This window comes from Marinobacterium zhoushanense, assembly GCF_014641945.1.
Lineage (GTDB): Bacteria > Pseudomonadota > Gammaproteobacteria > Pseudomonadales > Balneatricaceae > Marinobacterium_D > Marinobacterium_D zhoushanense.
Map to the genome: position 1 here is coordinate 214,772 of NZ_BMIJ01000003.1, position 23,765 is coordinate 238,536.

22 protein-coding genes and 1 pseudogene are annotated in these 23,765 nt (G+C 57.6%); 12 read left to right on the forward strand and 11 right to left on the reverse strand.

Annotation, left to right across the window (positions count from 1 at the left end):
- Positions 1-6: 6 nt before the first annotated feature.
- Entirely contained in the window at positions 7-450 is a 444-nt protein-coding gene (locus IEX40_RS08120) for an NUDIX hydrolase (protein ID WP_188747120.1), read from the reverse strand.
- A 128-nt stretch (positions 451-578) separates the two neighbouring features.
- Between IEX40_RS08120 and moaE the strand changes: the two genes are divergently transcribed.
- Complete coding sequence (gene moaE / locus IEX40_RS08125) at positions 579-1,055, forward strand: molybdopterin synthase catalytic subunit MoaE (RefSeq protein ID WP_188747123.1); 477 nt, start codon at positions 579-581, stop codon at positions 1,053-1,055.
- On the opposite strand, the gene IEX40_RS08130 is transcribed toward moaE, so the two are convergent.
- Positions 1,009-1,620 carry a pseudouridine synthase gene (locus IEX40_RS08130; protein WP_188747125.1) on the reverse strand — a complete coding sequence of 204 codons (612 nt, stop codon included), beginning with the start codon at positions 1,618-1,620 and terminating at the stop codon, positions 1,009-1,011. The genes moaE and IEX40_RS08130 overlap by 47 nt on opposite strands.
- Positions 1,621-1,833: 213 nt before the next feature.
- The gene (locus tag IEX40_RS08135) at positions 1,834-2,040 is read right to left on the reverse strand and encodes a cold-shock protein (protein WP_188747126.1); all 207 of its coding nucleotides are present in this window, start codon (positions 2,038-2,040) and stop codon (positions 1,834-1,836) included.
- Between the two features lie 235 nt (positions 2,041-2,275).
- Between IEX40_RS08135 and clpS the strand changes: the two genes are divergently transcribed.
- Positions 2,276-2,608: an ATP-dependent Clp protease adapter ClpS gene (gene clpS, locus IEX40_RS08140; protein WP_188747709.1), complete on the forward strand. Its 333-nt coding sequence runs from the start codon at positions 2,276-2,278 to the stop codon at positions 2,606-2,608.
- 15 nt (positions 2,609-2,623) lie between these two features.
- The gene (gene clpA, locus IEX40_RS08145) at positions 2,624-4,882 is read left to right on the forward strand and encodes an ATP-dependent Clp protease ATP-binding subunit ClpA (RefSeq protein ID WP_188747128.1); all 2,259 of its coding nucleotides are present in this window, start codon (positions 2,624-2,626) and stop codon (positions 4,880-4,882) included.
- Positions 4,883-4,919: 37 nt separating this feature from the next.
- Here the strand turns inward: clpA and infA are convergent, their stop codons facing one another.
- The 4 genes from infA to trxB all read right to left on the reverse strand — a co-directional run bounded on the left by infA (position 4,920) and on the right by trxB (position 7,668).
- Positions 4,920-5,138, reverse strand: a complete 219-nt coding sequence (infA, locus tag IEX40_RS08150; protein ID WP_091824146.1) for a translation initiation factor IF-1 — start codon at positions 5,136-5,138, stop codon at positions 4,920-4,922.
- 129 nt (positions 5,139-5,267) lie between these two features.
- Positions 5,268-5,975: an arginyltransferase gene (locus IEX40_RS08155; RefSeq protein WP_188747130.1), complete on the reverse strand. Its 708-nt coding sequence runs from the start codon at positions 5,973-5,975 to the stop codon at positions 5,268-5,270.
- 4 nt (positions 5,976-5,979) lie between these two features.
- Positions 5,980-6,684, reverse strand: a complete 705-nt coding sequence (aat, locus tag IEX40_RS08160) for a leucyl/phenylalanyl-tRNA--protein transferase (protein ID WP_188747131.1) — start codon at positions 6,682-6,684, stop codon at positions 5,980-5,982.
- A gap of 27 nt (positions 6,685-6,711) precedes the next feature.
- Entirely contained in the window at positions 6,712-7,668 is a 957-nt protein-coding gene (gene trxB / locus IEX40_RS08165; protein WP_188747133.1) for a thioredoxin-disulfide reductase, read from the reverse strand.
- A gap of 260 nt (positions 7,669-7,928) precedes the next feature.
- On the opposite strand from trxB, the pseudogene IEX40_RS08170 reads away from it, so the two are divergent.
- From IEX40_RS08170 to IEX40_RS08195, 6 genes and pseudogenes are all read left to right on the forward strand, one after another.
- Positions 7,929-10,478: pseudogene (locus tag IEX40_RS08170) on the forward strand (DNA translocase FtsK); the annotation flags it as partial.
- 5 nt (positions 10,479-10,483) lie between these two features.
- Positions 10,484-11,116 (forward strand): outer membrane lipoprotein periplasmic chaperone LolA, encoded by a 633-nt coding sequence (lolA, locus tag IEX40_RS08175; RefSeq protein ID WP_188747137.1) that lies wholly within the window; start codon positions 10,484-10,486, stop codon positions 11,114-11,116.
- Positions 11,116-12,468 (forward strand): replication-associated recombination protein A, encoded by a 1,353-nt coding sequence (locus IEX40_RS08180; protein WP_188747139.1) that lies wholly within the window; start codon positions 11,116-11,118, stop codon positions 12,466-12,468. The genes lolA and IEX40_RS08180 overlap by 1 nt, the downstream gene beginning before the upstream one ends.
- Before the next feature lie 9 nt (positions 12,469-12,477).
- The gene (gene crcB, locus IEX40_RS08185) at positions 12,478-12,849 is read left to right on the forward strand and encodes a fluoride efflux transporter CrcB (RefSeq protein WP_188747141.1); all 372 of its coding nucleotides are present in this window, start codon (positions 12,478-12,480) and stop codon (positions 12,847-12,849) included.
- Between the two features lie 54 nt (positions 12,850-12,903).
- On the forward strand, positions 12,904-14,181 hold the full coding sequence (gene serS, locus IEX40_RS08190; RefSeq protein ID WP_188747143.1) for a serine--tRNA ligase: 1,278 nt from the start codon (positions 12,904-12,906) through the stop codon (positions 14,179-14,181).
- 146 nt (positions 14,182-14,327) lie between these two features.
- Entirely contained in the window at positions 14,328-15,536 is a 1,209-nt protein-coding gene (locus tag IEX40_RS08195) for a UbiH/UbiF/VisC/COQ6 family ubiquinone biosynthesis hydroxylase (protein ID WP_188747145.1), read from the forward strand.
- A gap of 81 nt (positions 15,537-15,617) precedes the next feature.
- Here the strand turns inward: IEX40_RS08195 and IEX40_RS08200 are convergent, their stop codons facing one another.
- Positions 15,618-16,094 (reverse strand): phasin family protein, encoded by a 477-nt coding sequence (locus IEX40_RS08200; RefSeq protein WP_188747147.1) that lies wholly within the window; start codon positions 16,092-16,094, stop codon positions 15,618-15,620.
- Between the two features lie 259 nt (positions 16,095-16,353).
- The gene (locus tag IEX40_RS08205) at positions 16,354-16,773 is read right to left on the reverse strand and encodes a phasin family protein (protein WP_188747149.1); all 420 of its coding nucleotides are present in this window, start codon (positions 16,771-16,773) and stop codon (positions 16,354-16,356) included.
- 259 nt (positions 16,774-17,032) lie between these two features.
- Here IEX40_RS08205 and IEX40_RS08210 point away from each other — a divergent pair, with 259 nt between their 5' ends.
- The 3 genes from IEX40_RS08210 (at position 17,033) to IEX40_RS08220 (ending at position 22,050) form a co-directional block, all read left to right on the forward strand.
- The gene (locus tag IEX40_RS08210; RefSeq protein ID WP_188747711.1) at positions 17,033-19,951 is read left to right on the forward strand and encodes an insulinase family protein; all 2,919 of its coding nucleotides are present in this window, start codon (positions 17,033-17,035) and stop codon (positions 19,949-19,951) included.
- 75 nt (positions 19,952-20,026) lie between these two features.
- On the forward strand, positions 20,027-20,926 hold the full coding sequence (locus IEX40_RS08215) for a DMT family transporter (protein ID WP_229680647.1): 900 nt from the start codon (positions 20,027-20,029) through the stop codon (positions 20,924-20,926).
- Positions 20,926-22,050, forward strand: a complete 1,125-nt coding sequence (locus IEX40_RS08220) for a PQQ-dependent sugar dehydrogenase (protein ID WP_188747151.1) — start codon at positions 20,926-20,928, stop codon at positions 22,048-22,050. The genes IEX40_RS08215 and IEX40_RS08220 overlap by 1 nt, the downstream gene beginning before the upstream one ends.
- Positions 22,051-22,052: 2 nt before the next feature.
- Here the strand turns inward: IEX40_RS08220 and IEX40_RS08225 are convergent, their stop codons facing one another.
- Together IEX40_RS08225 and IEX40_RS08230 are read right to left on the reverse strand one after the other, a co-directional pair.
- Positions 22,053-22,898 carry an EamA family transporter gene (locus IEX40_RS08225; RefSeq protein ID WP_188747153.1) on the reverse strand — a complete coding sequence of 282 codons (846 nt, stop codon included), beginning with the start codon at positions 22,896-22,898 and terminating at the stop codon, positions 22,053-22,055.
- Between the two features lie 26 nt (positions 22,899-22,924).
- A complete protein-coding gene (locus IEX40_RS08230; protein WP_188747155.1) occupies positions 22,925-23,683 on the reverse strand; it encodes a DUF4197 domain-containing protein in 759 nt (252 codons plus the stop codon).
- Positions 23,684-23,765 lie beyond the last annotated feature (82 nt).

Sequence of the window (23,765 nt, forward strand, 5' to 3'; positions counted from 1 at the left end):
TTCCGTTCAGGGTTCATGAATCAGTGACAGCGGAAAACGTGTTCCGGCCAGATAGTCATCGATGCACTTTAGCACCAACTGGCTTCTAAGCCTGTCAGCATTGGCGGCGATTTCGTCGCGCGTCATCCATAGGGCGCGCACTATACCCTCATCGAGCTGGCGATGGGGGTCCTGCCCAACGGCTCTGGCAATAAAGCAGGCCCGGTGATAGGTGACGCCATTGGACGGTGCTTTGTAAACATAGAGTCCCAGCAGATGCTCGGGTTCGACGTGCCAGCCGGTTTCCTCCAGCGTTTCGCGACGAGCGGCATCGAGGAAGCTTTCATCCTCTTCGAGATGCCCGGCGGGTTGGTTCAATACCAGTGAATTTCCTGCTTCCTCTTCTACAATCAGAAAGCGTCCGCTGTCTTCCACAATGGTGGCGACAGTTGCATGAGGTGTCCAACGCATGAGTGAATTTTCAACTACTGTCTTGGTCGATTACTGATGCAAACCTGCTGCGGTTTAGCTATCTATAGGTTGGAGCAGATAGTACCATTTTGCAGGACTGTAAGCTGCCCCGGGAGTGATAAGAGAGTATGCCACTGGATGATGTTGCCGTTCAGGCCGAAGATTTTGATCTGGCCCTGCTGAGTCAGCGCCTCAGGGGGGAGGGAGCTGCGCAGGGGGCTATTGTAACGTTTACCGGCTTGGTTCGAGAGCTGATGGGTGACCATCTGCTGGCGCTCGAGCTCGAACACTACCCCGGAATGACCGAGAAGTCGCTGCACAAGATCGTCGAGCAGGCTCGTGAGCGCTGGGGGCTGGGGCGGGTGCTGATCAGGCACCGTGTGGGGCGCCTGCTGCCGGGTGACAATATCGTGTATGTCGGCGTGACCAGTGCCCATAGAAAAGCGGCCTTCGAGGCTGCTCAGTTCATCATGGACTACCTCAAGCGCGATGCTCCGTTCTGGAAGAAGGAGATCCTGGATAACGGTGAACACTGGGTAGAACAGAAAGCGAGCGATCTCAGCGCCGCGGCCGCCTGGCAGGGGGACGATTCGGGCGACTCCTAGCTGGTCGGGGAGGATTGGCTGGCAGGTTAACCTGCTCCACGCGGTACTCGCCTGGGGAGAGGTTGTCTAACGTCCAGTGGCCTATCGCAACCCGGATCAGTCGAAGGGTCGGGAAACCCACCGCTGCTGTCATTCGGCGCACCTGGCGATTGCGTCCTTCACTGATCTTGAGCTCCAGCCAGCTGGTTGCTTGATTGGCTCGCTGGCGAATGGGTGGCGTTCGTGGCCAGAGCTCAGGTGTAACGAGTCGCTTTGCCTTGGCTGGTCGGGTTGGGCCGTCCTTGAGTTGGATACCGCATCTTAGTTGCTCAAGTGCCGCTTCGGTTATTTCGCCCTCGACCTGCGCCCAGTAGGTTTTATCCAGCTTAAACTTCGGGTCTGCCAGGCGGTGTTGCAACGCACCGTCATCCGTCAGTATCAGAAGTCCTTCCGAATCGTAGTCAAGGCGGCCTGCTGCATAGAAACCGGGTTCTGTGATGTAGTTTGCCAGTGTTGCGCGCTCATCGTTGTCAGTAAACTGGCTTAGAACGTTGAAAGGCTTGTTAAACAATAGGATGCGGGACATTGTTAAACTTAACTTTTGCCTTGATGTCCTGCTCGACTGGGCGGCAAAACGGTGTTGGTGTTAAACGGAGTGGTTGAGCTGCGCAACGACCTGAGGGCCGGCGCAGTGAGCAGCGGTATTGGCTGCCCAAGGGGCACAATACACCCGTTGGGATAAGGCGGGCGCCGAATCCCAGAGTGCTAGCGGATAGTGCGGCGGTGTTCCGTTACCTGTTCAATCCAAAGTGCGGATGTTGACCGCATGTATCCCTTTCGGGCCCTCTTTGGTCTCGAACTGCACCGTTTGCCCGGCTTTCAGGCTTTTGTAGCCTTCCGCCAAAATCGCAGAAAAGTGTGCGAACAACTCCTCATCAAACTCCTCTGAGAGGATAAAGCCGTAACCCTTGGCGTTGTTGAACCACTTTACTTTCCCTGTTTGCATATGCTGCTCCCATTGATTTCGCTCTTCGCGAACCTTCGCGCCCTGCGTGGCGCGAAAGGTACTCCTTTACATCATTGCAGGGACTGCTGATACTGGAGGGACCACTCCTGCTCGGGGCAGTATAACACTTGGTCGGCCCGACACTAGGGCTGGATATCAGAATTTAGTATTGTTTATTGAATCGTAGAGAAATCAGCTGGTTATGTCGTTCTACAGTAACAGAACAGTCAGAATGATGGCGGATGACGCCGATGGAGAAGATCAACGAGACGATCACGGCTCGGTGGCTGCTGAGGAGGTCAAGCCGGCGCTCAAACGCCCCCCAATGTATCGTGTCGTATTGATGAATGACGACTACACCCCGATGGATTTTGTGGTCGAGGTCTTGATGATATTTTTCAATATGAATCAGGAAAAGGCGACACAGGTGATGTTGTCGGTCCATACTCAGGGAAAGGGGGTGTGTGGTGTATTTACTCGAGATGTAGCGGAAACTAAAGCGGCGCAGGTGAATCAATATTCTCGTGAGAATAAGCACCCGCTGCTTTGTGAAGTAGAGTCGGTCTGACAGGAGGCTGCAGCCATGTTGAATCGCGAGCTTGAAGAAACCCTCAGCACAGCTTTTAAGTCTGCGCGGGACAAGCACCATGAGTTTATGACGGTCGAGCATCTGCTGCTGGCACTGCTGGATAACCGTCAGGCTGCCGAAGTGTTGCATGCATGTGGGGCTGATTTTGACCGTTTGAGACAGCAGTTATCGGTGTTTATCGATGAAACCACACCGTTGCTGCCGCAGAATGTACCCAACCTGGAAACTCAACCTACCTTAGGTTTTCAGCGCGTTCTGCAGCGCGCCGTGTTCCATGTCCAGTCCTCCGGTAAGTCGGAAGTCAGTGGTGCCAATGTTCTGGTCGCGATCTACAGCGAACAGGAGAGCCACGCTGCCTACGTTCTGCAGCAGCAGGGCATAGAGCGTATCGATGTCGTCAACTACATCTCTCATGGCATCTCCAGAGTTGGAGAGCAGGAGGGGCAGGAGTCCGAGTCTGTCACCGATGGTGAGGAGGGGGGCGAGTCCGGCAAGAGCCAGTTGAGCCAGTACGCCGTTAACCTCAATCAGCAGGCGGCTCTGGGCCAGATCGATCCTCTGGTCGGGCGTGATGCCGAGGTCGAGCGAGTGGTACAGATCCTGTCGCGCCGCCGCAAGAACAACCCGCTGCTGGTCGGTGAGGCCGGAGTGGGTAAAACCGCGATTGCAGAAGGTCTTGCGAAGCTGATCGTCGAAGACAAGGTGCCCGATATCATCTCGAAGAGTGTTGTATATGCTCTGGATCTCGGTGCGCTGCTTGCCGGTACTAAATATCGTGGCGATTTCGAGAAGCGTCTCAAGGGGCTGCTGGCGGAGATCAAGCGACAGCCCAATGCCATCCTGTTTATTGACGAGATCCACACCATTATCGGTGCGGGTGCTGCATCAGGTGGCTCGATGGATGCGTCAAACCTGCTTAAGCCGCTGCTGAGTTCGGGTGGGATCCGTTGCATCGGCTCCACCACCTTCCAGGAGTTCAGGGGAATTTTCGAGAAGGACCGCGCCTTGGCGCGTCGTTTCCAGAAGGTCGATATTCTGGAGCCGAGTGTCAGTGATACCTATCAGATACTGCGTGGCCTCAAGTCCCGCTTCGAAGAACACCATAACATCGAGTACACCGATGAGGCGCTGTTGGCCGCATCGGAACTCGCCGATCGGTATATCAACGACAAGCATATGCCGGACAAGGCGATCGATGTGATCGATGAGGCGGGCGCCTATCAGCGCCTGCTGCCGGAAGAGAGGCGTAAAAAGATTATCGATGTCGGCGATGTGGAAACGGTGGTTGCGAAGATTGCCCGCATACCGCCGAAGAGCGTCTCGGTATCGGATAAGGAGCAGTTGGCTAAGCTCGAGCCTAACCTGAAGATGGTTGTGTTGGGCCAGGATGAAGCGATCGGCACGCTGTCGGCGGCGATTAAGTTGTCCAGGGCAGGGCTCAAGGCGCCGAACAAGCCGGTTGGATCCTTCCTCTTTTCCGGACCTACAGGGGTCGGTAAAACCGAGGTTACGACGCAGCTGGCCCGCGTGCTGGGTATCGAGCTGGTGCGCTTCGATATGTCCGAGTATATGGAGCGGCACACGGTTTCCCGTTTGATCGGTGCGCCTCCGGGTTATGTCGGTTTTGATCAGGGCGGCCTGTTGACCGAGGCGATCACCAAGTCACCGCACTGCGTATTGCTGCTTGATGAGATCGAGAAAGCTCATCCTGAAGTTTTCAACCTGCTGCTGCAGGTGATGGATAACGGCACACTGACCGACAACAACGGACGCAAGGCGGATTTCCGTAACGTGATTCTGGTGATGACCACCAACGCCGGTGCCGAGCAGATGAGCCGGGCGTCGATAGGCTTTACCCGTCAGGATCACAGCACCGACGGCATGGAGGCGATCAAGCGCCTGTTTACGCCTGAGTTCCGTAACCGCCTGGATGCGATCATCCAGTTCAAGCCGCTGACAGTGGATATTGTCAAAGGGGTGGTCGACAAGTTTCTCACCGAGCTGCAGGCGCAGTTGGATGAGAAACGCGTCGTGTTGCACGTCGATGATGATGCCCGTAGCTGGCTGGCTGAACATGGCTATGATGAGTTGATGGGTGCCAGGCCGATGCAGCGTCTGATCCAGGAGAAGATCAAGAAGCCTCTGGCGGAGATGATCCTGTTTGGAGAGCTTGCCGAGAACGGCGGAGATGTTGATATCCGCGTCGGCGATGATGGGGAGTTGGAGCTTGAGGTGGCCACGGTGGCAGCTTAAGGGCTGCTCACCGTCTCGTGTGCCGCGTTCAAGTCAATTAACGAGCGCGGTATACGATGCGGCCTTTGCTCAGATCGTACGGTGTCAGTTCGACTTTGACCTTGTCGCCGGTCAGGATGCGGATATAGTTCTTACGCATCTTGCCTGAAATGTGCGCTGTAACGACGTGACCGTTTTCCAGTTCAACACGGAACATGGTATTCGGCAGGGTGTCGATTACGGTGCCTTCCATTTCAAATGAATCTTCTTTGGCCATTCACTCTTTACCTCAGGGCTGTTTTTTGTACCCGGCAGGATACGCGCCGGTCGGAAAGCGCATTATTTTGCCTGATTCCTGCTTCTATATCAAAGAGATTTGCGGCTTTCTAGGAAGTGGAGAGGCGGCTCAGACGCGAATCCACTGGTCTGCTATGAGCATATCCAGTGGTTGGTAGGCGGTCTTGTAGTTCATTTTGCGGCAATCGCGAACCCAATAGCCCAGATAGAGATAATCAAGCCCCGCTTGGCGGACAGACTCAATCTGCCAGAGGATGGCATAAGTGCCGAGACTGCGTTTCTCCTGTTCGGGAGCGTAGAAGGTGTACAGGGCCGAGAGTCCCTGGTCGAGCTGATCGGTTACAGCGATAGCGACCAGCTCATCCTGGCGGTCGCGAAATTCATAGAACGTACTCGGCTGACGCCCCTCAACCAGAAAGCTCATAAACTGGCTTGGCGATGGGGGATACATATCGCCATCGGCATGGCGCTCGGTAATGTAGCGATCATAGAGGCGGTAATATTCTATGGTCAGTTGAGGTGCCACGTTCCGAACACTCAGATCCGAGTTGCGGCGCCATATTCGACGCTGGGTTTTCGAGGGTTTGAATTCGCGTACCGGTATTCTCACCGAGACACAGGCGTTGCAGCTGTCGCAATGAGGTCTGTAAATATGTGAGCCACTGCGTCGGAAGCCCAGGTCGCTGAGTTGACTGTACAGTGTGGCATTCACCTCGGCCTGAGGATCTACGAACAGTGTTTTGGCCTTGCGCCCCGGCAGGTAGCTGCAATCGTGAGGCGGAGTGGCGTAAAAACGAAGGGTTTGCAGGTCACTCATGGGGTTAACCTTTCGTTTGAAAACTGCGTGTTGCGCGCCATTCGTGCTCCGGATGTCGCTCAAGCAGAATGGTTAACTGGTCGATAAAGTCCGCTCGTGGGATCTCCCGGGCACCCAAGCTGGCCAGGTGGTCGTTGTAAACCTGGCAATCAATCAAATCATAGCCCCAGATTTTCAGATGTTCGACCAGATAAGTGAATGCGATCTTCGAAGCATCCGTGCGTCGGCTGAACATCGACTCCCCGAAGAAGACGCTGCCGATTGCGAGGCCATACAAGCCGCCAACCAGTTCATCGTCCATCCAGACCTCGACGCTGTGGCCATAGCCCAACTCATGAAGCTCGATATAAGCGCGTTGCATGGCAGGGCTGATCCATGTGCCGTGGCTGTAGCTGCGCGGCGCCGCACAGGCCTCGATCACTTGGCGAAAGGCGGTGTCGAAGCTTATGCGGTAATTCGGCTTGCGCAGTGCCTTGAGCAGGCTGCGCGAGATGTGTAACTCGGATGGGGTCAGGACGCAGCGGGGCGCGGGGCTCCACCAGAGGATAGGCTCGTCATCGTTGAACCAGGGGAAGATGCCTCGGCGGTACGCGGCAAGTATGCGCGCGGGGCGAAGATCGCCGCCCGCTGCCAGCAACCCGTTGGGTTCATCCAGCGCGGTATCGACCGGGGGGAATTCAAGGCGTAGCGGATGAAGCCATGGAATCATGCGTACGCCTTGAACGGATGTGCAGGATTATTTGCTGAGCTTATCAAGATAGCGCTCGGCATCCAGAGCCGCCATGCAGCCGAACCCTGCCGACGTCACCGCCTGGCGGTAGACGTGATCGCAGACATCGCCGGCAGCGAAGACGCCTTCAATATTGGTCTGGGTGGCGTTACCCTCCAGGCCTGAGCGTATCTTCAGGTAGCCGTTGTGCATCTCCAGCTGGCCCTCGAATAGCTCGGTATTGGGGCGGTGTCCGATGGCGATGAATACGCCCTGCAGCTCCACGTCGCGAGTGCTGTCGTCCTTCGTGCTCTTGATGCGCATACCGGTTACGCCGGTCTCGTCGCCAAGTACTTCGTCGAGCTGATGGTTCCAGATGATATTGATGTTGCCATTCTCAGCACGCTCAAATAACTCATCCTGCAGGATCTTTTCGCTGCGCAGGCTGTCACGGCGATGGATCAACGTGACTTCTGCTGCGATGTTGGACAGGTAGAGCGCTTCTTCAACAGCGGTATTGCCGCCGCCAATGACGGCAACTTTCTGGCCGCGATAGAAGAAACCATCGCAGGTGGCGCAGGCGCTGACACCCTTGCCCTTGAATGCCTCTTCCGAATCCAGGCCCAGATACTGGGCAGAGGCGCCGGTGGAGATGATCAGCGCATCACAGGTGTACTCGCCCATATCGCCCTTGAGCCTGAACGGGCGGCTCTGCAGATCGGCTTCGTTGATGTGGTCGAAGATGACCTGGGTATTGAAGCGCTCGGCGTGAGCCTGCATGCGTTGCATCAGCTCGGGGCCCTGTACGCCTTCGGCATCGCCGGGCCAGTTATCAACATCAGTCGTTGTCGTCAGCTGACCGCCGGCCTGCATGCCGGTGATCACGACCGGGTTAAGATTGGCGCGCGCCGCGTACACGGCAGCGGTATAACCGGCCGGGCCAGAACCTAGGATAATAAGACGGTGGTGCTGTAATTCGCTCATGATGATCTGAGGGTCCGTTTCAAATGGAGGTCAGTGATAGCATTAGTATCTTGGGGCACGCAGTGGGATTTCAACGCGCGCAGATGATCGGGAATGTAACTCCTGTGCCGGGCAATGTCCATGGAGCAGTATTGGCGTTACAGGCTCGGCGAGTGCCGAGTAAATATGGTATTTTTCACCCTCAATTGCGTGGGTGATGCAGTAAGGAACAAGGCTTGAGCGAAAAGCGTATCGATACTCCGACAGCACTGGGCGTAAAACTGGCCCGAGCGGGCAAGGAAGCGGGACTGGTGCTGGCAATCGGCTGCAATCTCTTCGTGTTGTTGGCGATATTCAGTTATGACGCACGGGATCCGGGCTGGTCTCATCTGGGCTATCAGAGCCAGGTATCCAATCTGGCCGGCATCACCGGTGCCTGGATCGCGGACGTTGCAATCTCGATGTTGGGCGTGGGCGCCTACCTGGTGCCGCTGTTGGTGATCTGGCCCGCTGTGCGCTTCCTGCGGCGACGAGGCGAGGGTGTGCTCGATGCTATCCCCTATATCATGCTGCGTACCACTGGCGCGGTACTGATGCTGGTAGCGCTGGCGAGCCTCGCCTCGATGCATATCTCGAATGAGGTGTTGAAGTACCCTTTTACCGCCGGCGGCCTCGTTGGACAGGCGCTTTCGGATCTCTCCGTGATCTGGTTAAGCCTGGCCGGCGGTTCGGTGGTGCATTGGACGCTGATGCTGTTTGGCCTCACCCTGTATGCCGACATCTCCTGGCGGGTCGGGCTGGAAGCGTGCGGTGGGCTGCTGCTTCAATCCTGGGAACGTGTTTCGGCGCTTTTCGTGAGAAATGCTGACACTCGACATGAGGTTCGCGAACACTCCGAGGAGCCGGTAGCCCGACCCAAAAAGCCACTGTCTCCGCACACGTCGGCCGACACCCGGCATGAGGCGAGGGTAGAGCCGACCCGGGCAAGCAGGGAATCCGAGGCCACTATCCGCTCACGAACCCAGCCTATGCCGGAGATGGCCGATCAGGATGGTCGTCTTGAGCCTTCTTTTTCTTTTGGTGACCTTGGCGGCGCTGATGCTGATCCATCGGAGCAGGATTCGCCACCCTGGAAAGACTCATACGCCGAGACGGAAGCCGCTAACGTATCGCAACACGAGAGTTCCAGTGGCGCTGAGGACCCTGTCGCGCAGATGGGTAGCAGCAGGCGTGGGTTGAAGATCGTGCCTCTGTCCGAGTCGCACAAGCCCCTGGTCGACGACGAGCCGATGGAGGCAAAATCGACCGAATTGCCGCGTAAGCCCAAACATGTGCTGCCATCCCTTGATTTGCTTGACCCGCCCGAACTGCAGACGGAGCAGGGCTACAGCGAAGATGAGCTGGAGGAGATGTCGCGCCTACTGGAGCAAAAGCTGAAAGACTTTGGTGTTATCGCCGAAGTGGTTGAGGTGAATCCGGGCCCGGTCATCACTCGTTTTGAGCTGCAGCCTGCTCCGGGGGTCAAGGCGAGTAAAATCTCCAACCTTGCACGTGACCTGGCACGCTCGATGGCGGTGTCCGCCGTGCGTGTGGTGGAGGTTATTCCGGGTAAATCGGTGGTGGGTATCGAGATCCCCAACGCCTCCCGGCAAACGGTCCGTCTCAGCGAAGTGCTTAACGCCAAGCCTTATCTTGAGGCGGGCTCCCGTCTGACCCTGGCGCTCGGTAACGACATCGCCGGCAATCCCATGGTGGCCAATCTGGCCAAAATGCCTCATCTACTGGTGGCCGGTACCACCGGCTCCGGTAAGTCAGTTGGCGTTAATGCGATGTTGCTTAGCCTGTTGTTCAAGGCCACTCCGGATGAGGTTCGACTGATGCTGGTGGATCCGAAGATGCTGGAACTGTCGATATATGACGGTATACCGCATCTGTTGACCCCGGTTATCACCGATATGAAGGAGGCTGCCGGTGGTTTGCGCTGGTGTGTCGCGGAGATGGAACGCCGTTACCGGCTGATGGCTAAGATGGGCGTACGTAATATTGCCGGTTTCAACGAAAAGCTGGTGCAGGCGCAGCAGCGTGGCGAGACTGTGCCGGATCCGCTGTGGAACCCGCAGGAGATGGGGTTCGACCCGGATGAGCCGGCGCCCGCACTGGAGACGCTGCCCTATATCGTGGTGGTGATCGACGAGTTCGCCGACATGATGATGATGGTCGGTAAAAAGGTAGAGGAGCTGATCGCACGTATCGCTCAGAAAGCGCGCGCCGCGGGTATCCATCTTATCCTGGCCACGCAGCGGCCGTCCGTGGATGTGATTACCGGCCTGATCAAGGCGAACATCCCGACCCGTATCGCGTTCCAGGTTTCGTCCAAGATCGACTCGCGTACGATTCTGGACCAGTCAGGCGCGGAGAACCTGTTGGGGTATGGCGATATGCTTTACCTGCCGGCAGGTACCAGCGTGCCAAACCGGGTGCATGGCGCATTCGTCAGCGACGACGAAGTGCATAGAACCGTCGAGGCCTGGCGTGCGATGGGTGAGCCGGTTTATATCGATGATATTCTGAACGACCCGGGTGGCGAGGGCGGAGCCGGTGGTGGTAGTGGCAACCTGTTCGATGACGAGGCCGATCCGCTGTACGACGAGGCGGTGGCGTTCGTGACCGAGTCGCGTAAAGCGTCGATCTCGTCGGTACAGCGCAAGCTCAAGATCGGGTACAACCGGGCCGCACGCATGATTGAATCTATGGAGATGGCCGGTGTCATCACTGAGGCGGGTACCAATGGTCAGCGCGAAGTGCTGGCCCCGCCACCACCTAGGGATTGATGAATATGTCACACTATTTCAAGGGCGCCGTATTTGGTGCGCTGTTCAGTATCAGTACGGCCCTGCATGCCGCCGCCGTCGACAGGCTCAGTGAGCTGCTGACGCGGCACCAGAGTTTTGGGGCCGAGTTTGAGCAATACACCCTGTCCGAAGAGGGCGGGCGTCAGGAGCACTCAAGCGGCGAATTTGTACTGGCCAGGCCAGACCGTTTCGACTGGCTTACCCATACCCCCTTTGAACAGCGTATCGTCAGCGACGGCGAGTATATCTGGATCTATGATCCCGACCTGGAGCAGGTCACGCGCAAACCTGCCAGCGGGCAGACAGAAAGCGCACCGGCATTGATCCTCAATGGCAAGATCGACGCGTTGAGCGAGCGATTTGATATTCGTCAGATTGAGCAGGGGAATGATCGTGAGGTGTTTGAACTCCTGCCACTGACCGCTCAGCGCAGCTTCGAGCGTATTCGTCTGCTGTTCAAGGATGAGGTGCTCAGCGAGCTGCTGCTCGAGGACAGTCTTGGGCAACGCACATCCATATTGCTGAATGCGATTGAACTGGATGCAGATCCCGATCCGGAGCGGTTCGAGTTCACGCCCCCTGAAGGGGTGGATCTGATTCTTGATCCGGGGGTCTGATGCAGGATCTGTTTTCGGAGCAGACAAGCGGCTATGAGCCGCTGGCCGCACGGATGCGCCCGCGCACGCTGGATGAATATGTCGGCCAGACCCACCTGTTCGGTCGTGGTAAGCCGCTGCGCCAGGCGCTGGAGCAGGGACTGGTGCACTCCATGGTGCTCTGGGGGCCGCCGGGCGTGGGTAAAACCACGCTGGCTCGTCTGATCGCCCATCAGGTGGATGCGCACTTCGTGACTATCTCGGCGGTGCTCTCCGGGGTTAAGGATATTCGCCAGGCTGTCGATCAGGCATCGTTGATCAAGGCGCAGAGCGGGCGTAAAACCATCCTCTTTGTCGACGAGGTGCATCGCTTCAACAAGTCGCAGCAGGATGCCTTCCTGCCCTATGTCGAGGATGGCACGGTTATATTTATCGGCGCCACTACCGAGAACCCGTCGTTCGAGCTCAACAACGCGCTGCTCTCCCGTGCCCGTGTCTACCTTCTACGCGCGCTGGAGCACGACGACCTGCGGGGCATGCTCGACAAGGCACTTAAGGATCCCGAGCGCGGTCTGGGGGCAAGGAACCTGCAGTTTGATGAGGGGGTAATCGATCAGCTGGTTGTAGCCGCTGACGGTGACGGCCGGCGAGCGCTGAATCTGCTGGAGATCGCGGCGGATCTGGCGCAGACGCAGGGCCAGGTTGAGCGGGTCACGGCGGATGTGTTGGCTGAGGTGCTACAGGCCGGAGGACGGCGCTACGACAAGGGTGGCGATCTGTTTTATGATCAGATCTCTGCGTTTCATAAGTCGGTACGAGGGTCCTCGGCGGACGGTGCGTTGTACTGGTACTGCCGAATGCTCGATGGCGGCTGCGATCCGCTCTATATCGCCCGGCGGCTGGTGGCGATTGCGTCAGAGGATATAGGCAATGCTGATCCCCGCGCCATGCAAGTGGTGCTATCCGCCTGGGATGCGTTCGAGCGTGTCGGGCCGGCAGAGGGGGAGAGAGCCATTGCTCAGGCGGCTGTGTACTGCGCACTCGCACCGAAAAGTAATGCCCTTTATCGTGCCTTCAATCAGTGTCGTGCGGATGTGAAGACCGATCCGAGTTACGAGGTGCCGGCGCACCTGCGCAACGCGCCTACATCGCTGATGCAGGACATGGGCTACGGTGCCGAATATCGTTATGCGCATGATGAACCCGGCGCCTATGCCGCCGGAGAGGCGTATCTGCCAGAAGATATCGCTGAGCGACGCTACTACCAGCCGGAAGCACGAGGCCTGGAGATCAAACTGGGCGAAAAACTGGAGCGTCTGCGGACGCTTGACCAACAGAGCGCACGCAAACGCTACGGCCAGACCAACAGATAAGGACGGCGGATGATTCACTGGATACTGGTGGCACTGGGGGGCGCAGTGGGCGCGATGGGGCGCTACTGGGTCAGCGGGGTGTTAAATAACGCTGAACACAAGCTGCCCCTGGGTACCCTGACGGTCAACGTATTGGGTTCGTTTCTGATGGGGGTTTGTTTCGTGCTGGTACTTGAGCGAGCCAAACTGTCGCCCGAGATGCGCCCGCTACTGATGACAGGCTTCATGGGCGCCTTCACCACTTTCTCAACCTTCTCCCTCGAGGCGGTCGCGCTAATTCAGGAGGGGCATATAATGTCTGCCCTGATTTATATATCATTGAGCCTCCTTTTGTGTCTGGCTGCGCTATATGCGGGGCTGGTGCTGACCCGTCTTATTTGACACGGCGGGCTCGGCGGTTAATCGATTATCTGAACATTAAGGTACCTTTTCTCCATGCTTGATCCGAAACTGGTCCGGGCCAACCCAGAGGCGGTGGCTGAGGCGCTAAACAAGAAGGGTTATGATTTCCCTGTCGCGCTATTTATTGAACTGGACAATAAGCGTAAGTCGATCCAGGTCGACACGGAATCGCTGCAGAACGAGCGCAACACCCGCTCGAAAAGTATCGGAAAGGCGAAAGCATCGGGAGAAGATATCCAGCCGCTGCTGGACGAGGTGAAATCACTGGGTGACCGTCTGGATGCGGCCAAGGCGGAGTTGCACCAGGTGCAGGCTCAGCTGGACGCTCTGCTCATGGGGGTGCCCAACATGCCGGACGCATCGGTACCCGAGGGCGAGACAGAAGATGACAACGTTGAGGTTCGCCGCTGGGGTACGATACCTGAGTTTGCATTCGAACCGCTGGACCACGTTGCGCTGGGTGAGCGAAACAAGGAGCTCGACTTCGAGACTGCCGCCAAGCTGACCGGGTCGCGCTTTTCGGTGATGAAGGGCGGTATTGCGCGCCTGCACCGCGCCCTGATCCAGTTTATGCTCGACACCCATATTACCGAGAACGGTTACAGCGAAGTTTATGTTCCCTACATGGTCAATGCAGAGTCTTTGGAGGGCACGGGGCAGCTACCCAAGTTCGAAGAGGACCTGTTCAAGCTGCCATTCGGTGATCGTTATTACTACCTGATTCCAACCGCGGAAGTACCGGTAACCAACATCGTGCGTGACGAGATCGTCGAAGCAGGGGAGCTGCCGATGCAGTTCGCTGCGCACACCCCCTGTTTCCGTTCCGAGGCCGGCTCAACCGGCCGCGATACCCGCGGTATGATTCGCCAGCATCAGTTCGAGAAGGTCGAACTGGTGCACATCGTCGAGCCGTCCAAGTCCTGGGAGGCGCTGGAGGCGCTAACCGGCCACGCCGAGGCGATCCTGCAGAAGCTGAATCTGCCGTACCGCCTGATTACGCTGTGCGGTGGCGACCTGGGTTTCAGTTCCGCCAAAACCTACGACCTGGAGGTGTGGCTGCCGGGGCAGGGCAAGTACCGCGAGATCTCCTCCTGTTCCAACATGCTCGACTTCCAGGCCCGTCGTATGATGGCGCGCTGGCGTAACCCTGAAACCGGGAAACCGGAGCTGCTGCACACGCTGAATGGATCCGGTCTGGCGGTGGGCCGCACCCTGGTGGCGGTGCTGGAGAACTACCAGAACGAGGATGGCAGTGTCACCATACCCGAAGCGCTTCTGCCCTATATGGGCGGTATGACCAAGCTGGGCTAAACCTGCGGCCGAATCGACGAAGCCCCGTGAATTCGGGGCTTCTCTTTTTAAGCCAATCGGCCCGGTTGCTGCAGCGTTTGACCTGTCACAAGGTTTCATTTCGGTTCTGCAGTATACTGCGCGCAAACCATGAGTAAGGGTTGGGAATGAACCAGCGGTATGATGTTTTGATTGTCGGTGGCGGTATGGTCGGATCGACCATTGCGTGCGCATTGGCTAACAGCGATCTATCGGTTGCCGTAATCGAGCAGCAGTACCCTCCCGCCTTTTCGCCCGAGCAGCCGCATGACCTCAGGGTGTCGGCGCTGAGTCTGGCCTCGGAAAATATCCTGCGTAATGTAGGCGCCTGGGATGGCATCCTGTCCCGTCGCTTGTGTCCCTATCGACGTATGCGGGTATGGGAAGCGAGCGATGAACGCGCGGCAACTGAGTTTGATTCATCGCGGATCGATCACCCCTATCTGGGCAATATCGTCGAAAATCGCGTGGTGCAGCTGGCGCTTTTGGAGCGCTTGGGACAGATAGACAATGTGGACCTGATCTGCCCTGCGCAGATCGAGTCTATCGATTATTCGCCCGGCGCCAGCCTGGTTCAGCTCAGTGACGGCAGGGAGCTGGTAGGGAGGCTCCTGGTGGCCGCCGATGGTGGTCAGTCACGTGTTCGCGATGCGGTCGGCATCGGCACCCATAAATGGGATTATGACCAGTATGCGCTGGTGGCATCCGTTGAAACGGCCTATGAGCAGCAGGACATCACCTGGCAACAGTTTACCCCGACCGGTCCCCTGGCGTTCCTGCCGTTGTCCGGACACAACGCTTCACTGGTCTGGTATAACACGCCAAATAACGTGCGCAGGCTAATGGAGTTGTCGGAGCGGCGCTTCATGGAGGAGCTGGTCGCGACCTTCCCGGAACGGCTGGGTCAGATCGACCGCTTGCTCGAGCGTGGCTTTTTCCCGTTGCGACGCCAGCATGCTCAGCGCTATGTCGGCGAAGGCGTGGCGCTTGCGGGCGATGCGGCGCATATGATCCACCCGTTGGCAGGGCAGGGCGTGAATATCGGCCTTCTGGATGCGGCAGCATTGGTTGAGGTAGTGCTGAACGCCAAGGCGGCTGGCGAGGCTTGGGATTCGTTAGAGGTGCTGCAGCGGTATGAGAGTCAGCGCCGGCGTCACAACCTGCTGATGATGCAAACCATGGATGCGTTCTATCGGGTATTCAGCAACGACTCCGCGCCACTCAAGCTGGTGCGCAATATCGGCTTGGGCTTGGCTGGCAAGCTACCTTTTGCCAAGGACAGGGTGATGCAGTTTGCGATGGGACTCGAGGGTGATTTGCCTCAGCTTGCCCGCTGACTACACGTGCTGGAATAAAAGCGCTCTGAAAGAAAAAATGGCTGCCATAGGGCAGCCATTTTTATTAGAACTCGGCGTCGATCAAGAAGCAGCGGTAGTTGCTGCGCTGGCCTTACGCGGAGTGGATTTAGCAGCGGCTTTCGGCTTGGCTGCATCCGGCATGTAGTTGCTCGGATCAAAAGCGGACAGATCGAACTTGGGCAGATCGAACTTGGGCATATCACCAAAGTAGGAGGGCATTTCAATCTCAGAAACGCTTTTCTCAATCAGAGCGGTCAGCTGCTCTTTGGCTTCGGTCAGAACAGCCACTTCTTTTTCGGCGGTGCCAGTGATCTTGCTTTCCAGCTCTTTGACGTATTTAACCTGAAGTTCAAACGCCTCTTTCGGCTCTTTGACTTCGGTCAGAGCTTTAACCTGAGCCAGTCCGCTGGTTACGAAATCGGAGAAGTACTCAGACTGCAGGGAGATCAGGGTCTCAGCAGTCTTTTTATTGATTTCAGCCATCTCTACAACCGGCGCCATCTTGTCTTTCATCTCTTTCAGCATGTCGTCGTACATGTTTGCATCCTCAGATAAATTTTATTTGGGTGGCGTTTGTGCAGTGCATCAATTCAGCCACACCTTAGTCGTGGAATACCCCGAAGTCAAGCACTGTTGGTGCGATGCACAATAAGTGATTGATCTCGAAATTGCTTAGTATTGGGGGTATCCGTCCCCGACCATTAACAGCGATCCCGCATTGCAAAAAAGATGGCCGACTAGCGGCCATCGAACGGATTGACTACTGGGTAGAGCAGGGAACCCGATCGTCTCCGGATTACTTCGCCTTGATATCCATCGGCTTCATGAACTTCTGGAGTTCAGCGAAGTAAGGAGAAGTGCTCAGCTCACTGGCAGCCTTTTCGATGATGCTGGTCAGCTCTTCCTTGGCTTCGGTCAGCGCAGCCATCTCTTTCTCGGCAACGTCGGTCAGCTTGGCTTCAACTTCTTTCAGGTACTTAACCTGAGCTTCGAATGCAGCCTTAGGCTCCTTGGTGGTGCTCAGGGCCTTCATTTGAGACAGGCTGGAGTTGACGAAATCGGAAACGTACTGAGACTGCAGAGCGATCAGCTTCTCAGTGGTTTTCTTGTTGATCTCGGCCATATCCATAACCGGTTTCATCTGGTCTTTGATCTCTTCGTACATGGTATGTACCTCTTGAATTGTGGTGGAGTCGTTTATGTTGCGTTGCAGCATTTATGTTCACTTTATGACCACGGGCGACAAGTGTCAATCGCTTTTTTGTGCACTGCACAACAATTATTTTGATCGCCCTGAGGGTGGTGATTGATTTGATTTATCAGATTCGGTGGATCGATATTGTGCAGTGCAGCATGATCTGCAGAGCTGGGATCCCGCTTGCTGTGCTGGAAAGGGGGGAGCGAAAGGATACAATGTGGGCAGAAGCGGTGCGAGCCACTGCGCCCAGATCAGCAATCGGAGTGAAGCCATCATTATGCAATCCGTATCGAGTCATCCAAGCTTTCGCTTCCTGCGTACTCAGCAGATCCACTCGCTGAATGTTGAAGTACAGGAGTTTGAACATATCGCCACCGGCGCCAAGCACTACCATATAGCAGCAGAACGTGACGAAAACGTGTTTCTGGTCGCTTTTCGCACGGTGCCGGAAGACTCCACCGGTGTGGCCCATATTCTTGAACACACGGCGCTCTGCGGCAGCGAGCGCTACCCGGTGCGCGACCCGTTCTTCATGATGACGCGCCGTTCGCTCAACACCTTTATGAACGCTTTTACCAGCTCCGACTGGACCGCCTACCCCTTTGCCAGCCAGAACCGCAAAGACTTTTTCAACCTGCTTGACGTGTATATGGATGCGGCGTTTTTCTCCCGCCTCGATCCGCTCGACTTCGCGCAGGAGGGACATCGCGTAGAGTTCGCCGAGGCCGGTAATGCGGATTCGGACCTGGTCTATAAAGGGGTGGTGTTCAATGAGATGAAGGGGGCGATGAGCTCTCCTGTCTCGACGCTTTGGCAGACACTGACCCGCTACTTGTTTCCGACCACCACCTATCATCACAACAGCGGTGGTGAGCCGAGCTGTATTCCGGATCTGAGCTACGAGCAACTCAAGGAGTTTTATCGTAGCCACTATCACCCCAGCAATGCGGTGTTTATGACCTTCGGCGACATCGACGCGCAGGAGCTGCAGCGCCGCTTCGAAGAGCTGGCCCTGCATAAGTTTCAGCGCAGTGAGCATGAGATCCATGTCGAAGATGAAAAGCGTTATTTTGCGCCCCTGAGGGTAGAGGAAGCGTATGCGCTGGATCAGGAGGATCTCAGTGGTCAGACTCATCATGTGCTTGGCTGGCTGCTGCCGAAGTCGATCGATCTTGACGAACTGATGCAGGCGCATCTGCTGTCGCGTGTGCTGCTCGATAACTCCAGCTCGCCTCTGCGCGGTGCTCTGGAGTCCTGCGACCTGGGCAGTGCGCCGTCGCCGTTGTGCGGTTTGGAAGACTCCAACCGCGAGATGAGCTTCATGTGCGGTCTGGAGGGAAGCGACCCGGAACACGCCGCCGCCTTCGAACAGCTGGTTCTGGATACGCTGGAACAGGTTGCCCGCGACGGCGTACCCCAGGATATGGTCGAGGCTCAGCTGCACCAGTTGGAACTGAGCCAGCGTGAGATCACCGGTGACAGCTATCCTTTTGGCCTGCAGCTGATCCTGGGTGCGCTCTCTGCGGGTATCCATCGGGGTGACCCCCTGGCGGCTTTGAACGTGGATTCGGCACTGGAGAAACTGCGCGAGGCGATCAAGGACCGAGACTATATCCCCTCCCTGATTCGGCGCTGGCTGCTCGACAATCCGCACCGAGTCCGCTTGACCCTTCGCCCCGACAACGAACTGGCTGTTCGACGTGATGCCGCCGAAGCCGAAAAACTGGCGGCGATCAAAGCGGCGATGAGTGACGAGGAGAAGGCAGAGGTCATCGATCTGGCCAGCAAGCTGGAAGCACGCCAGATGCAGAGTGACGATGAGTCGATCCTGCCGCGGGTAACCCTTGAGGATGTGCCGACGGAGATGCATCTACCCAAGGGTGAGCCGATGAACCTACCGAAGCTGGATGGTACCTGGTATTCGGCCGGCACCAACGGTCTCGTCTACCAGCAAGTGATCCTGGACCTGCCGACGATGACTGATGACGAGCAGGAGTTGATGCCGCTCTATACCCACTGCCTGACGGAACTCGGGTGTGGCGAGCGTGACTACCGCCAGAATCAGGCCTACCAGAGCCAGATTACCGGTGGTTTCTCCGCGTACACTTCGGTGCGGGGGCGCCCGGACAATGAGCAGGATGTTACCGGTTACCTGGTGATGTCGGGTAAAGCGTTGGCGGTCAATCGCGATGCCTTGGCTGACCTGATGCTGGAGACGCTGGATGGCGCTCGCTTTGATGAAACCAAGCGTATACGCGAGATAGTGGCGCAGATGCGCAGTCGTCGTGAGCAATCGATCACCGGTCAGGGACACAGCATGGCGATGCTGGCCGCCTGTGCGGGCTTTGCCCCCTCTGCGCAACTGGCACATAACGCGCGCGGCCTGGAGGGGGTGCGTCGCATCAAGGCGTTGGATAAGTCCCTCGATCAGGCGGAGGCACTGGATCAGCTGTCGCAGCGATTGATCGCTCTGCACCGAAAACTGCAAGGCGCACCGCGCCGTTTCCTGATGGTGGGTGAGGATGAGTATCGTGAGGCGCTGACCAAGGCTGTCGAACAGCGCTGGGTGGATATGAGTGTGGCAGAAGGGTTCAAGGCGTTCACCCTGCCGCAAACGCGCAAGGGTGTCAGTCAGGCTTGGCTTACCAGTACCCAAGTCAACTTCTGCGCCAAGGCGTTCCCCACCGTCACCGTGGATCACGCGGATGCAGCACCGTTGACGGTGCTCGGTGAGTTCCTGCGCAACAACTATCTGCACCGCGCCATTCGTGAGCAGGGCGGCGCCTATGGTGCCGGCGCCTCACAGGATAGTGGCGATGCCGTATTCCGTTTCTTCTCCTATCGTGATCCGCGTATCGGCGGTACGCTGGACGACTTCGATGCCTCGGCACGCTGGATCAGGGAAACGGAGATCGATCCGTTGAAGCTGGAGGAGGCGGTCCTCGGTGTGATCAGCTCTATCGATAAGCCGGGATCGCCCGCAGGGGAGGCGAAGCAGACCTACCATGCGAGCCTGTTCGGCCGTACCCCTGAGCAGCGGCAGAAGTTCCGCCAGGAGATATTGGGTGTCGGCATCGATGATCTCAAACGTGTCGCTCAGCTCTATCTGAAACCGGAAAACGCCAGTGTGGCGGTGGTCACCAGCAGCAAGGGGGCGGCGGAGCTGCCGGAGAGTTTCGCACGGATCGAGATTTGACCCGGACCCCCTCCTGAGGAGACCTTTCCAGCGCCGCCCCACCGATGTGGGGCGGCGTCATTATTGGAGCAGCGATTGAAAAACTCATTGGTAACCGCCGCGCTTTTTGTTGTGCTCGCCGAGTCGATGCTGGTTGGCAGTGGTCTGATCATCCGCCAGGTCAGTGATCAATTGCCGACACTGGTGATCGTGTTCATGCGCAACCTGATGGGGCTACTGATCATGATGCCGATGATGTTCAGAGCGGTTGACCAGTTGGCGACGGCGAATATCCACCTGCACCTGATGCGTGCGATCGTCGGCATCAGCGCCATGGCCTGTCTCTACTACTCCTGGTCGGCGTTGCCGCTCGGGCAGGCGGCACTGCTGAAGCAAACCGCACCCTTCTTTGTGCCCCTGATCGCGTACTGGTGGTTAGCCGAGGGGGTTTCCAGACGGGTGAAATTTGCGTTGGCGGTTGGATTTTGCGGAGTGGCATTGATCCTTAATCCACAGCAGGGCGTCATCGAGTTTGGGATACTGATAGCGTTGCTCGGCGCTGCACTCAGTGCGCTGGCCAAAGTGACCGTACGCAGGATGCATCTGACCGAGCCCCCCAGGCGTATTGTGTTTTACTTCGCTCTTTTTGGCGCCCTGTTTTCGGCGCTGCCGGCGGCACTGAATTGGGTCACTCCGGGCGCTGTCGAACTGCTATGGCTGCTCGGGCTGGGCGCGACCTCGACCGCAGCGCAACTGTCGATGAGTCGCGCCTATACTATGGTGCCAGCGGCGCAGCTGGGGCCATTTACGTACAGCTCCGTGGTGCTGGCCGCAGTGATCGGTTGGTGGCTATGGGATGAAAGCATCGCGCTGATGACCGTCGTTGGGATGTTGCTCGTATTTGCCGGCGGGATGCTAACCTTAAACCGGCCCGGCAAAAACCGGAGGGCCGACCCGGAAGTCAAGGAAACAGAGGAAACAACGAGAGTAGTGTAATGCGCAGGCTGATCTTATCTTGGCCCTTAGTCGTGGCGGTCTATTGCCTGCCGGTCGCTGCAGCTGAGCCGGTGTTGGAAGGCGAAAGCGCCGGCATGCGGTTCCGTGTCGAAGCGCTGGTCCAGGGCGGCGGTGTTCCCTGGGGGATGACGTTTCTGAACCGACACCGGCTGCTGTTTACCCGTCGTGAGGGGGGCGCGGCGATCCTGGATATCGACAGCGAAACACTGACCGAACTGACAGGTACTCCGAGGGTGATGAGCGGCGGTCAGGGCGGATTTCTCGATGTTGCCGTGCCGCCGGGGTACACGGAAGGTGGATGGCTCTATTTTACCTGGGTGAAGAACCGGGCGGGTCAGGGTGTAACCGTCCTCTCCCGCGCCCGCTTACAGGATACGCGCCTGACCGATTGGCAGGAGCTGCTGGAAACCAAGTCCGCCACCGACACCGGTCGACATTTTGGCAGTCGAATCGCGTTCGATAATGGCGGGCATGTGTACTTCACCGTCGGTGACAGGGGGCATCGCCCCAACGGGCAGGATCTGCAAACGCATGCCGGCAGTGTGCTGAGGTTGAAGCTGGATGGGACTGTACCGTCCGATAATCCCTTTGTCGGTCGCGCAGGGGCGCAGCCGGAGATCTGGAGCTACGGCCACCGCAATTCCCAAGGACTGGCCTGGGACGCCGAGCACGGTCGACTCTGGGAGATCGAGCACGGTCCGCGTGGGGGGGATGAGATCAATCTGATTCTGTCAGGCGCTAACTACGGCTGGCCAGTGCTCTCCTACGGCAAGGAGTATTGGGGGCCGTTCGATGTGGGTGAGGGTACCGAACGGGCGGGGATGGAGCCCCCGGTGAAGGTGTATATTCCCTCAATCGCGCCGGGCAGCCTGCTCTATTACAGCGGAGATGCCTTCCCCGCCTGGCGGGGTAACCTGATTGCCGGTGCGCTTAAATTGACGCACCTGAACCGCGTGGAGCTTAATGAAAAGGGAGAAGCGGTTGCCGAGGAGCGACTGCTAGGCAGTCTGGGAGAACGGATTCGGGCATTGATTCAGGGCCCTGAGGGCTGGCTCTACTTCTCCACCGACAGCGGTCGCATTCTGCGACTCCGCCCTAAATAGCGCTAGCGTGCGCGTTGCTGGATCACCAGCGCGATACCACCGAGAATCGCCGCAGACGCCAGCAGCAACCTGAGACTTAACACCTCATCCAGCAACAGGACTCCGGCGATGGCGGCGATAACCGGGGCGCTCAGTTGCACCGTGGCAGCATTGGTCGCGCTGAGGTGCGGCAGTGCCGTATACCAGATCCAGTAACCCAGTGCCGATGCCAGTGCGCCTGATGCGACAGCCCAGAGTGTGCCAGGCAGGTCGGCGTTGAGCATGCCTGCTGCCCACCCAAGAGCTAATAGCATCAGCGCGAATGGGATCGAGCGGATAAAGTTTCCGGCGGTGGCCAGTGATGGATCGCCGGCGCCTTTTCCGCGTAGTGAATAGACCCCCCAGGCAAACCCGGCAGCCGCCATCAGCAGGGACGCGGCCAGCGGCGGCGCCGTGAGCCCCGGCAATACCAGGCCGACCAGGCCGGCCAGCGCCAGAAACAGGCCCAGCCATTTCAACCCGGTAAAGCGTTCTCCGGTGTAAAGGCCGTAGCCGATCATAGTTGCTTGTACCGAGCCAAACAGAATCAAGGCGCCGGTACCGGCCGCCAGATCGATATACGCGAAGGAGAACAGCGCCGCATAGGCAAAGAGCGCCAGCGCGGAGGGCCAACTACCGGAATGGTTACGCTGCTGCCCGCGTATTACCAGCATCATCCAGAGCATTAACGCGCCAGAGAGCAGTCGCACGGTAGTAAAACTGGCCGCGTCGATATCGGTTTCGCGCAGTGCCACACGGCAGAGCAGGGAGTTGCTGGCGAACGCGATCATGGCGACCACGGTCAACAGTGCTAGTCGCCCTAACGACATCCTTGTAGCTCCATAGTTGCTAAGAATTAGTTGCCGAACACCTGCTTCAACAGATCGGTACTGCGGGCCAGCGGCTGCTCGCGGATCTTTTTCTCCTCTTCGGCCAGCATCAGAAACAGGCCGTCGAGGGCTTTGCCTGTGACATGATCGGCGAGGTCCAGATTCATATTGCCCAGCATTGGCAGCTTGGAGCCGGCGGAGTCGACCAGTAGCTGATAAGCACTGGTGACACCGTACTGCGCCATAGACTCCTCGATACGAGGCTTGAACTTCTCGCCGAGGCGGTCGTAGGTTTTGGTTTTGAAATACTCGGTTGCGGCGTTGTCGCCGCCGTTGTATATCCGGCGCGCGTCGTCGATCGTCATCGCTTTGACCGCCTCGACGAAGATCGGGGTGGCTTCAGTAACCGCTGCTTCTGCTGCGCGGTTCATGCTCAGCTCGAAGGTGTCCACCTGATTGCCCAGGCCAGCCGCTCTCAGCAGGCCGCTGGCGGTTTCTATATAGCCGGGCATAGGGATGCGCACTGACGGGTTGCCGAGATAGCCATCCTGTGCCGACAGGGTCTCGACGGCACGTTGTGTGCCTATCTCCAGTGCTTCGCGAAGTCCGGCCGAGAGAGTGTCGGTATCGAGATCCGTAGCGGTGGAGCTGCTACTCTGAGGTTGAGTGCTCTGCTTGATCAGTTCCTGCCCTTGGTTAAGCAGGTCTTTTAGGCCCGCATGAGCCGGGGACCCTAGAAGGGTGGTACAAATGACCATGACGGTCACTGAAAACTGGCGGGGCATGCGTCACTCCATTGTCGGGTAGCGAATCAGTAGAGAGAGTATAGTGAATCCATAACTTTGGAGCGGTGGAATTTTTGCCCAA